Here is a 9,499-nt window from a genome sequence, read left to right as displayed (position 1 = left end):
GGCGGTACCGGGATCCGGTTCAGGGAACGGAAAAACTAACATTTTGCCGTGTGAGCAGTTGTCACATGGCATTGGCAGGAACATCGACGAGTAGGTGCGCTTCCCTCAAAACTGAACCCCTGGAGGAAGCATGTCCAAAATCTTAAATATCGTCGCCGCTACTGCGATAATCGCAGTAACGACGAGCGTCTCGTTCGCCGCTCCATGCAATGTTGGAACGACTACGAACATGTCAGGATCATCCAAGGATACCAGCTCAAACGTCGATGGCAGCACAACCGGCAAGGTGTCGCCGGGTGCAAAGGGTGAGTCGCCCGGCACGGTTGGGGCGATGAACAACGTTGGAGTGTCCACGAAGGACGATGGTTCGAAGAAGGCACCAGAAGGCCAGCCCGTGAAGCCCGGAAGCGACAACTGCTGAATTCAAGGACACATAGAGGGTCTTTGATGAAACCTTATTTAATCTTGCCGATGGGAGTTTTGCTTCTTACAAGCAGTTCAGCTTCCGCTTCGTCATGCTCGGAAGAGATCTCGACTTTGCAGAAGCGCCTAAATAGCTCTGGCGCACGCACGGTTGCAGGTGAAAGCCAGGTCGGCGCAACGCCGCTCGGGACCAACAAGGCCCTGGATAAGCCTCCAACATCCATGCCGAGTGGAGCCGCAACCCGTTCAACTGCTGGGGGGGTCGAAGAGGCGCGTAGTTTGGTGGAAAAGGCAGCGGCTCAGGAGAAGGCGGGCGATGCTGAGGGATGTCGGGACACAATCTTAAAAGCCAAAGAGACAGTTGGCGCATTGCCGTAGAGGCTCGACGCTGATGTTAAGCCCCCTCGTCAAGCTGCACTCGAGATCGACGAGGGGGAAGGCACAGCAGATCAGCTGTTAGATGGCGATCAGCCCGCGGGCTGAGTTAACGTCAGTTTGCCCTTGAACGGATCATTCGCGTTCCGATTGCTGGTACAGGCATATTCTTCCTGCCCCGGCTTCATCGTCCGGAGGCGCAGGGTCCCTTGGCCCTTCTGCTTGATCGTGTAGCCCTTCTCGCTCGCAGCATGGATCAAGTCGCCGTCGGCGTGCAGAACCAGTCCATTCTCGAACTGACCGGGCGCCGTGATCGTGATGGGTGCATCGGCGCTGCTGACAATATGCAGGGCCACGTTGGTGTTGGCGGGCAGAAGGATCTCCGCGGGGTCACACACTGGCTTCCCGTCCTTCATGCTGATGATCAACTCTACCGGAGGCATAGCATCGCTGGCCGGCGCCTCCAGCGACTTACTCTCAGCGTAGGTCGAGCCGACCAAGAGGAGGACAGACAGGGACGCTGCTCCAGCGAAAGTGTGCTGCATCATGATGTGCTTCCTAAGTTCAGGCTCGGCGAAGGGCCGTGACCTGCTTCAATAAAGATCATTGTTCCGTATGATGTTCCAAGACATGTAGTCGCGCGCTCTTGTTCGGAGTACGTCACAGTGATATAGTTCTAGATGTCTATATTTTTATTGCAGTATCGTTCATCAGATGATCGATATGATGAATTGTTATCAGATTGAAAATCAAGAAACCTTGCAAATCGTGCGTCTCATTCAGATATCGTATTCTTACATGTTGGTCGCGTTTCAGCTGCGCGCTAGTTGGTGCAGCTCGCCGCGGCGAGGGGTTCAACAGATGACGATACTCATGTCGGCTGCCCTCGCGCTGATCGTGATCGGGGCGGCCATATTCCTCTGCACCTTCAAGTATGCGCCCGTCACAGAGGATTTTGCCGGCTGGGACCTTGCCTGCGTCGGCGGCATCAGTACGGCCGCACTTGGAGGTCTGGGGGCGCTCGTGCTCCTTTTCACAACCTAACGTCGCGCAGCATCGCATGCCGACGGCATCGATGGCCGCCTGTCGTCGGGGATCCGGCGTCAGACCGCGCGCTCTGCTTTACCTACTCGCCGTGCCCTCCAGCTACCGCTGCATTCGACCAGACCGCCCGACGTGCGCCAAGTCCCGTTGCCGCTGCCCTTGGGATCAAGGCTGCCGGAAATCGGGACCTTGTTCGAACCGCTGATGATCGTCGCTTGCACGGTGCCGCTCGGAGAAACGCCGCCGTCGATGTCGACCTCCTGCCCGGGGATTGAGGCGTCGCTGTCCTTGATCTGTACGTGATAGCTCGTGCTGGTCGAGCAGGGCCCCTGAGCTGTCGTGGCGACGATGGTCCATGAGCCGTCATACTGGTTCGGAACGCGCACCCTCCGCGTTGCGGCACCGGTCGGATAAACGGCAGCCACCATGAGTCCAGCAGCAGTGATCAAGGCAGCGACACGGTTCATAGTCTGCTCCGACGGTCGCGCCGTCGAGACCGACTTCGCGCTATGTAGACAGTGGCATCGCTCAAACCGTTTCTCGATCTCGCGACATTCAACGCTTCTTGGATCAGATCCCGTAGCAGCCTGATCTGGTGCGAGCCGGGAAACTCCGAGATCAAGCATACGAGGCTTAGCTCAATCTAAGTCCAACGCCGCGTCTCCAGTCACCTCGGCGGCAAGTTACAAGATCGGTAGGAACCTAACGGCCGCCCCATGCGGACCGCGATAACGATGACCCAGCTGGTTCTGATGAACCTGACTGGATCGGTCGCCCTCAGCCCAATAGAACGCTGAAGGTTCCTTCAAAGTCCTCTGCCAGGGTTCGGTTGCAAAAGCGATGCAGGACGGGGCCGTCCGTCGTTCCTTCGCGCATCTCGATCGACTCGGTATTCTGGTCGTAGGAGAACGTCAGATGGCGGCCACCGAGGGTGGTCGACAGGATGGCCTTGGCGCCCGCCTCGTCCTGGATCATCTCGGTCGATCCCGGCGCGCTGCGCCACATGATCCCGCCCAGTAGCGCCAGGGTGACCGCCTTCATCTGCAGGGCCTCGCCATCGGCTCGCGCGATGACGCTCACCGCGTACCGTCGCACAGCGTCGAGGTCGGTCTTTTCGGACCTGACGGAAGCAAACAGGGCCATTGGCTTATTCCCGTCTCGTCGTGATGTCCGTGGCGCCGGTTGAAGTGGCGGAATAACCACCCCAGCCTTCTGTCGAGACTGGCGACGTTCCACCCCAGCCCTCCGCGTGCCACGTCGCGAGGCGCAGCGTTGGGCCGACAGAGCCGTGATCTTTCAGGATGTCCATCACGCAGTCCCGTTGGGCATCTGTGACAAACAGGTGCAGCATCACCCCACCTTGCCTTAGCCGCGCGCAGCAGGTGTCTAGCGCTTCGGGAGGTACGCCGATCGTCTCAAGTTTGTCGTCGAGGCCGGGGTCGTTGGGAAACGATGCTCTCGCCTCTGCGCCTCCCGTATCCGGATCGGACCAGGCAGCCACAAGCTGGATCACCCGCTCGGGGATGTTGGCCGCGATCAGCGTGGCCATCGCCGCCTGTGCCTTGCCGCGGCTCTCATACAGCGCAAGAATGCCGAGGCTCGCGGTCGGACCTTCTCTCGGAAGAAGGGGCCGCTCCGGCCGGTCAGCTATACCACCCTCGGATGCGATCTCGGTCCGCGCCGTAGCGATAAACGCGGCGCGCTGGTCCGCGCTAAGCGCGAAACCAGCGCTCATCGTGGATCCCTTCATAGGGGAGGGATCTGCCCACATCCGGTCGCTCGGACCGTTGTCGAGGAAGTTCTGCCGCGCTCGTTCCAGCACTGCCGCCTCGATTGGATCATCGATCGCCATCTCAGCTGCGGTCATGGGTTCACGCTGCGTACGGCGGGCTGCGGATACGCCGGATTGCCTTCCGGCACGCCCGTGCTGTTAGCTGATGACGGAGTATCTGACTTGCCGGTATCGGAGCCGGTGATCTGCTTGCGTGATGCCGCTTGGCTTTGGCTGGCATAGTCGGGCGGTGAATTTGCGCCCTGCCAAATCATCAGTCCGACCGCAGATGTCAGCATCAAGCCGACACTGATAATCAGGACGTAAAGGGCCGGTCTGCCGCGCTTACCCTGGCGGCTATCCTGTCCTGAGGTGTGCTCTGACACTCATAAACCTCGCTTGCCCGCGCTAGCGCGAGTCCAAGGAGAAACATACGCGATGACATAAAGTTCTAGCCTGCGACCTCAAGGATGATTGAGAGAAATCCATCGACATCAAAAATCCAACAAATGTTTATACGGGGATCTTTATAGCCCCGGATCCTGTTAAGTTCGTGCCGCATCCGGTCGGCGCGGAGGTCTAATGTACAACCCGTTTTTCTCTTCGTTCATGCTCGCGATCGAAGCTCAGCGTGTAATCGAGCTACGGCTGGTTCGTCTCGCCTGGGGTGGCCGCGAGGGCCGGGCCGAGATGCAGTCGATGGTGACCGAGAAGGTGCATGCGGCGGGCGAAGCCATGACGACGCTGATGTTCGGTGGCTCGCCTGAAACCGTCATCTCCCGCTACCGCGAGCACGTCGCCTTCAATATCAAGCGCCTGAGGGATGCTTGAGCCCGGCGAAGTAGACCGACCCTGACCGCAAGCCTAACCAGTAATTCAGAGATCACACCAGACCGCCGCCGGCCCGCGGAAATTCGACGAGCCGGCGCGCATCCTCGTCCCAAAGCGCGAGTCTGAGGCAGCGCACGCTCTCGCGCAGGGTCAGGCGGCTGATCGTCCCGAGAGTCGCGTGCCCATCAAGGCAGGCCTGGAGACGATAGTTCGGGATACGACTGTTGAGGTGGTGGACGTGATGCAGCCTGACATTGCCGGTGAACCACTGCAACACGGCCGGTAGGACGTAGTACGAGCTACCGCCCAGGGCCGCGCCGTGATGGTCCCAATTGTCGGCGTCCTCCCAAACCGTATCCTCGTACTGGTGCTGAACGTAGAACAGCCAGCCCCCGATCCAGGCCGCCACGCACACGGTCGGCAGCAGGGCTGCCAAGACGGGCCCGAGCCCTCCTGCAAGGGCGAGCGCTGAGACTACTGCCACCAGTGCCAAGTCGAGCCCGAGCACGTCGCGCCAGGCGGTACGCCAGGGCAGCCCAACTCCGAAGGGCATGCGCTGCAGCAGGAGGAAATTGAGCGGCGAGCCTAGCCCGATAAGCAGAAACGGATTGCGGTACAGCCTGTAGCGCAGCCGCCCCTGCCGCGGCAGCGCAAGGTACTCGCGTACTGTCAGGGTCGTGATATCTCCGATACCGCGCCGGCTGAGGTCGCCCGCCGAGGCGTGGTGAAGGGCGTGGGCCCGCTTCCAGCTATCGTAGGGGGTCAGCGTCAGCAGGCTGAGGACGCGACCGACACCGTCGTTGAGGGCGCGGCTGGGCAGGAACGAGCCGTGCCCACAATCGTGTTGGATGATGAACAGGCGCACGAGTAGGCCGCCTGCCAGAACGCTCAGAGGCAGGACGACCCACCCGTAGCCGGTCGCAGCGCTGACGATCATGGCGGCGCATAGAGTGAGGTAGGGCAGCCCGGTATTAGCGAGCTGGAACAGTGCGCTGCGGACGATCGGCTCGCGGTAGGCGGCGCAGTGACGGGCGATGTCGCGATTGCAAGAGGCGGCCTCGGCTTCCGGGCAGCGAGCGACGTGCGCCGGGAGGGCTTCGCCGTGCTCGGTGACTACAGGCTTCGGCATCGTACCCCTCGCATCTCCGAACCGCCCTATGTCAGCGACGGGTGGCCCGCTTAGCCTTGGCTTGCTCGCCGAACTCGGCTGCGGCGTCTTGACATCCAGGCGAGACCTGGCCGAGCTTCCGGCGGAAGCAGGCTTCGACCGCGGACGCCTGACCGCCGGCCTTGGGGCAGAGACGGCGATAGTCGGCCGCGCACGATGTGCGCAGCGCTGTCTCCGCCGGCTCAATCGAAAGTCCTACCGCCCAACACGCCGACGTGGGGCCGAACGCCCCGGTTAGGATCAGCGCCCATCGAAGGAGGTTTGCACGACGGCGCAATCCGTTCAGAGATGCATGTCGCCACCGCGAGTGGGGCCCGTCGGAGTCCGTCAATAGGTGTATCCCCCTTGGTTCGACAAGCTGCGGCCGATAGCTCCGCGATCACCCATCGATCGCGCCGCTGCGTGGGGCTAGCAACGCGCCGAGTTGGCCACGCTTCTCCATCGCGGCGACCCGCCAGGCCCGCGTTACCCTGCGCAGACTATGTGCGCCGGCCACATCCCCTATCGCCTCGGCGTCGACGGCAAACAACGCTGCATCATCCGCTCGAGCTTCGTCTGTCACGATCGCGACGAGGAGATCCCAGACGGCCTCGAAGGTGTCCGGTTGCATCGACCCGCTCAAGAGAACATCCAACCCACCCCGGCGACGATGCACTCGATCAGCAGGATCGTGCCAACAAACCGGCGGATATCTAAATCGGAAACTTTATGACCGACCCCGTGGCCCTCTACCATGTTGGCGACCTCCGTGACCGTGGACCACCGCCGAACATTGGTCTGCACAGGGTGTAGACGACGATGTCGGGTAGACAATTCACCGGCAGGTTGCGGGGCTAACCGATGGGCGGGATCAAACTGCACACTCCCAGCCTGACAGCCCACCATCGTGCTATTCCGCTGCACGGAATACTACTTTTGTTAGAAAACTACGCATCGAAGTAAAGAGTTTTCGATACGTCTGCGCATCACCCTATTTCTCGGTCAACAGACGCTCGTACTCAGCCTCGGCTACCCCGTAGGTATCGCCGGCCATCTCCTCCAGCTTCTCCCGGTCGCGGACCGTGATGCGCCCGCGCTGGGCCGCGATCGTTCCGTTGCCCTCCAGCATATGTGTGGCCGCCGTCACACCCGACCGGCGCACACCCAGCATCACCGACAGGAACTCGTGCGTTAACGGCAGCTCGTCCCGCCCGAGGCGGTCGTGGGTCATCAGGATCCAGTGCGCCAACCGACCCTCCACGGTCAGGTCCCTACCCGCGTGCACCGTCTGGCCGACCTGTACGATGAGACTCTGCACGTAACGACTGAGAACGCCGCGCAACGTCGGACTGTCCGCGAGTGCCGCGCGGAGAGCGTCGGCGGGAAGGCGCAGAGCTGCGCCCTCGACCTGGACGATCGCCATGTGCGGGGTGCGGTCGGTGGAGAGCACCAGGGGTGTGCCAACCAGCCCCTCGAAGCCCGTGATGCCGATCTCGATCCGGCCCTCAGCTGTGTCAGCCACCACCGACACGATCCCCTCCTCGACGAAGTAAGCGTAGGCGATCCGTCGATGCGGCCCGATCAGAATATCGCCGAGCGTCAGCGGCACGCGCTCCAGCGCGGGGGCGAGCCGAGCGAAGTCGTCGGAGCCGAGCGCTCCGAGCAGGCGATTGCGTACGTTGGATGGCTGAGGCTGCGGCACGGTGCTGCTCCCGTCGAGGGCAAGAGCACCTGAGGTCTCTCAGCCATCCGCGCCCGAGAATGTCGGCGGACGATAACCCGCAGATGGGGATGAAACGTCGAAACGGAAGGACCGTACGAAAACGCACTAAATATTAAAAAAGTATTTTGTTTTATCTGCAGACCGTTATATTATCGAACTCGAACATTTGGCGACTGGGTCTGGCTGGCAGAGTGCAATTTTGTTGTTCTATCTGAGCGAGGTAGAGGCCCGTGCCACGTTTTTTCATCGACACAGACGATGGGCGGATGACCGTCACGGACAAGGACGGCTACGAGTTGGCCAACGTTAGGGCGGCGCGCGACCTGGCGGTCCGTGCCCTATGTGAGATGACTCAGGGTGATCCAGGCCCGGCCGATCAACGCGCGCTCAGCGCCCGGGTGCGATCCGAGGACGGCGGTACGCTCTACAGCGTAGCGCTCACGCTGACTGGGGAATGGTGGACCGCGCCGCCCGCTGCCTGAAGGCTACGATGCGTGGGTTGGTCAGCGACGATCAGGCTCATTCTCCAAGTGCAGGTAAGCTGGATCGAAGCCGCAAAAGGCTCGCAGCCGGGCGAGGTCGGGGATCTGCAACCGCCGGCGCTTGAGCACGATCAGCCCGCCCTCGCGCAGCTCCTGCAGCATGCGATTGACGTGCACCGGCGTCATCCCAAGCAGGTCCGCCAGGTCCGTCTGCCGCAGTGGTAGATCGTAGACGGCACCTCCGTCGTCGCGCGTCGCCAGTCCGACCGCGTCGAGGCGGGCGTGCAACTCGCAGAAGAGGTGCACAATCTGCCTGGAGGCTTCGCGTTGGCCCATGTTGACCAGCCAGGCGCGCAGGATCGCCTCATCGACCAGCGTCGCCCACCACAGGGCCCGGGCGATGCGCGGGTGGTCAGCCGTGAGGTCGGCGACGGTCGCGCGCGATAGGTACACGACCTCGCAGGGAGCAAGGTGGCGATGGAGTGGTCCATCCGGTGGAGGATGGCCACGTGCAAGTCGCAGAAATCCCCCGGGACGAATACGGCGGTGATCTGGCGCTTGCCGCCAGGCAGCATCTTGTAGCGGTAGGCGAAGCCCCGCAGGATGAGGTGGACGTTCTCGGGTCGGTCGCCGTCGCAGGTGAGGTCCTGGCCAGCCGCCACAGGCCGCGGGCTGGCGCAGGCGCGCAGTAGGATGGTCCGGTCCGCGTCCGTGAGGCCGCCGGCGTGGTCGAGCTTGCGGATTAGCGCGTTGGACATGGGATTAGCCCGAGGGGGAGACGCCTGTACCGTGTTCGCCGCGGAGACTGACAGCGTCGGAAGATCCGTGCGACACGGGCTTATCTTACCAAAGCAATCGCCATGGCTGACGATGGTTCGTTCACGGCTTAACGTGCAAGGCAAGCAGGAACTGGCGCGATCCTGCAGCGGCTTGCCAGGCGGCCATATCATCACGGCTCGCCCGGCCAGCCTGTGAGCAGATTGGGCCGTGTGTTGAGAGCCGTCTCAGGCAAGCGCCTGCGGCTGCCGCGAGGTCATGCCGGAGTAGGTCTCAGACTTGAGAGGCCAACCGCTGTGTGCCTTCCGATGCGTCATCGACCTGCCGAAGCCGGGGCCGCTGTAGGAGCCGTTGATCGATATACGCCCAAGGCAAGCTGGGCAGCTTCACGGTCAAATGATATCGGTCCACCGCCTCATCGAGGCTGACGGGACGCCACATACCTTCGATCTTCGCCTTGCAGGTCTGAGCCTTGGGCTTGGTCAGCCTGACGAGAGCCATGCCGCAGCAATCCGTACCAGAGAAGCGATGCCACGCCCTGTTTCAGGGTCAGGAACAGCCGGGCGGCCATATTATCACGGCTTGCCCAACCTCGCGCGGCTCGGTGTAGCCGCAGCACCTGCAAGGCCTTGCGCACCAGTCGCTCGGCGCACGGTTTAGCGATGAAGTGGGCGGCGCCAGGTAGGAGCGACGCCTCCAAGGGGTCGCAGCCGGAGCAGACGATGATCCGCGTCTCCGGCCAACGCGCACGGACGGCGTGCGCGAGGTCACAGCCGTCCATCGTGGCGGCATCCTCTTTGGCCCGCGTCAGGATGATGCGCGCCGATGTCCGGGCTCTCTCCGCTCGCATCTGCGCCTTGGGCTTGCCGTCCCGTAGGGCCCGCGTTGCCATGTGCCGAAACCAATGGGCGTCGGCGATCGCGACT

14 protein-coding genes are annotated in these 9,499 nt (G+C 62.1%); 3 read left to right on the top strand and 11 right to left on the bottom strand.

Annotated elements, in window-relative coordinates:
- Positions 1-105: 105 nt before the first annotated feature.
- Both MKK82_RS23785 and MKK82_RS23780 read right to left on the bottom strand, forming a co-directional pair.
- Positions 106-339, bottom strand: coding sequence for a hypothetical protein (locus MKK82_RS23785; protein WP_243987026.1), 234 nt, complete (start codon positions 337-339; stop codon positions 106-108).
- Between the two features lie 551 nt (positions 340-890).
- A complete protein-coding gene (locus MKK82_RS23780; protein ID WP_313902114.1) occupies positions 891-1,346 on the bottom strand; it encodes an anaerobic typically selenocysteine-containing protein in 456 nt (151 codons plus the stop codon).
- Positions 1,347-1,512: 166 nt separating this feature from the next.
- On the opposite strand from MKK82_RS23780, the gene MKK82_RS23775 reads away from it, so the two are divergent.
- Positions 1,513-1,842, top strand: a complete 330-nt coding sequence (locus MKK82_RS23775; RefSeq protein ID WP_243987025.1) for a hypothetical protein — start codon at positions 1,513-1,515, stop codon at positions 1,840-1,842.
- Positions 1,843-1,901: 59 nt separating this feature from the next.
- Here the strand turns inward: MKK82_RS23775 and MKK82_RS23770 are convergent, their stop codons facing one another.
- The 4 genes from MKK82_RS23770 to MKK82_RS23755 all read right to left on the bottom strand — a co-directional run bounded on the left by MKK82_RS23770 (position 1,902) and on the right by MKK82_RS23755 (position 3,999).
- Positions 1,902-2,309 carry a heme utilization protein gene (locus MKK82_RS23770; protein ID WP_243987024.1) on the bottom strand — a complete coding sequence of 136 codons (408 nt, stop codon included), beginning with the start codon at positions 2,307-2,309 and terminating at the stop codon, positions 1,902-1,904.
- Between the two features lie 310 nt (positions 2,310-2,619).
- A complete protein-coding gene (locus MKK82_RS23765; RefSeq protein ID WP_243987023.1) occupies positions 2,620-2,985 on the bottom strand; it encodes a hypothetical protein in 366 nt (121 codons plus the stop codon).
- Positions 2,986-2,989: 4 nt separating this feature from the next.
- Positions 2,990-3,709: a hypothetical protein gene (locus MKK82_RS23760; protein ID WP_243987022.1), complete on the bottom strand. Its 720-nt coding sequence runs from the start codon at positions 3,707-3,709 to the stop codon at positions 2,990-2,992.
- The gene (locus MKK82_RS23755) at positions 3,706-3,999 is read right to left on the bottom strand and encodes a hypothetical protein (protein WP_243987021.1); all 294 of its coding nucleotides are present in this window, start codon (positions 3,997-3,999) and stop codon (positions 3,706-3,708) included. The genes MKK82_RS23760 and MKK82_RS23755 overlap by 4 nt, the downstream gene beginning before the upstream one ends.
- A gap of 196 nt (positions 4,000-4,195) precedes the next feature.
- On the opposite strand from MKK82_RS23755, the gene MKK82_RS23750 reads away from it, so the two are divergent.
- On the top strand, positions 4,196-4,444 hold the full coding sequence (locus MKK82_RS23750; RefSeq protein ID WP_243987019.1) for a hypothetical protein: 249 nt from the start codon (positions 4,196-4,198) through the stop codon (positions 4,442-4,444).
- Positions 4,445-4,496: 52 nt separating this feature from the next.
- Here the strand turns inward: MKK82_RS23750 and MKK82_RS23745 are convergent, their stop codons facing one another.
- The 3 genes from MKK82_RS23745 to MKK82_RS23735 all read right to left on the bottom strand — a co-directional run bounded on the left by MKK82_RS23745 (position 4,497) and on the right by MKK82_RS23735 (position 7,293).
- Positions 4,497-5,573, bottom strand: coding sequence for a fatty acid desaturase (locus MKK82_RS23745; protein ID WP_243987018.1), 1,077 nt, complete (start codon positions 5,571-5,573; stop codon positions 4,497-4,499).
- Between the two features lie 418 nt (positions 5,574-5,991).
- The gene (locus MKK82_RS23740) at positions 5,992-6,222 is read right to left on the bottom strand and encodes a hypothetical protein (protein ID WP_243987017.1); all 231 of its coding nucleotides are present in this window, start codon (positions 6,220-6,222) and stop codon (positions 5,992-5,994) included.
- A 360-nt stretch (positions 6,223-6,582) separates the two neighbouring features.
- Complete coding sequence (locus MKK82_RS23735; protein WP_243987016.1) at positions 6,583-7,293, bottom strand: Crp/Fnr family transcriptional regulator; 711 nt, start codon at positions 7,291-7,293, stop codon at positions 6,583-6,585.
- 251 nt (positions 7,294-7,544) lie between these two features.
- On the opposite strand from MKK82_RS23735, the gene MKK82_RS23730 reads away from it, so the two are divergent.
- A complete protein-coding gene (locus MKK82_RS23730; protein ID WP_409566834.1) occupies positions 7,545-7,796 on the top strand; it encodes a DUF6894 family protein in 252 nt (83 codons plus the stop codon).
- A gap of 21 nt (positions 7,797-7,817) precedes the next feature.
- Here MKK82_RS23730 and MKK82_RS23725 read toward each other — a convergent pair whose 3' ends face one another.
- Together MKK82_RS23725 and MKK82_RS23720 are read right to left on the bottom strand one after the other, a co-directional pair.
- A complete protein-coding gene (locus MKK82_RS23725; RefSeq protein WP_243987014.1) occupies positions 7,818-8,249 on the bottom strand; it encodes a Crp/Fnr family transcriptional regulator in 432 nt (143 codons plus the stop codon).
- Positions 8,250-8,988: 739 nt separating this feature from the next.
- Positions 8,989-9,499: response regulator transcription factor (locus MKK82_RS23720; protein ID WP_243987013.1), on the bottom strand; the 511-nt coding region annotated here is incomplete at its 5' end.

It is taken from the genome of Methylobacterium sp. E-046 (genome assembly GCF_022829625.1).
Taxonomy (GTDB): domain Bacteria; phylum Pseudomonadota; class Alphaproteobacteria; order Rhizobiales; family Beijerinckiaceae; genus Methylobacterium; species Methylobacterium longum.
Note: the sequence above shows the minus strand (reverse complement) of the source record. Positions and strands in the feature narration are given on the sequence as shown.

What these genes read in the sequence shown, in the direction of transcription:
- MKK82_RS23780 (WP_313902114.1), bottom strand. Translation starts at nt 1,346, where the DNA reads ATGATGCAGCACACTTTCGCTGGAGCAGCGTCCCTGTCTGTCCTCCTC.
- MKK82_RS23770 (WP_243987024.1), bottom strand. Translation starts at nt 2,309, where the DNA reads ATGAACCGTGTCGCTGCCTTGATCACTGCTGCTGGACTCATGGTGGCT.
- MKK82_RS23765 (WP_243987023.1), bottom strand. Translation starts at nt 2,985, where the DNA reads ATGGCCCTGTTTGCTTCCGTCAGGTCCGAAAAGACCGACCTCGACGCT.
- MKK82_RS23775 (WP_243987025.1), top strand. Translation starts at nt 1,513, where the DNA reads ATGATCGATATGATGAATTGTTATCAGATTGAAAATCAAGAAACCTTG.
- MKK82_RS23750 (WP_243987019.1), top strand. Translation starts at nt 4,196, where the DNA reads ATGTACAACCCGTTTTTCTCTTCGTTCATGCTCGCGATCGAAGCTCAG.
- MKK82_RS23745 (WP_243987018.1), bottom strand. Translation starts at nt 5,573, where the DNA reads ATGCCGAAGCCTGTAGTCACCGAGCACGGCGAAGCCCTCCCGGCGCAC.
- MKK82_RS23760 (WP_243987022.1), bottom strand. Translation starts at nt 3,709, where the DNA reads ATGACCGCAGCTGAGATGGCGATCGATGATCCAATCGAGGCGGCAGTG.
- MKK82_RS23740 (WP_243987017.1), bottom strand. Translation starts at nt 6,222, where the DNA reads ATGCAACCGGACACCTTCGAGGCCGTCTGGGATCTCCTCGTCGCGATC.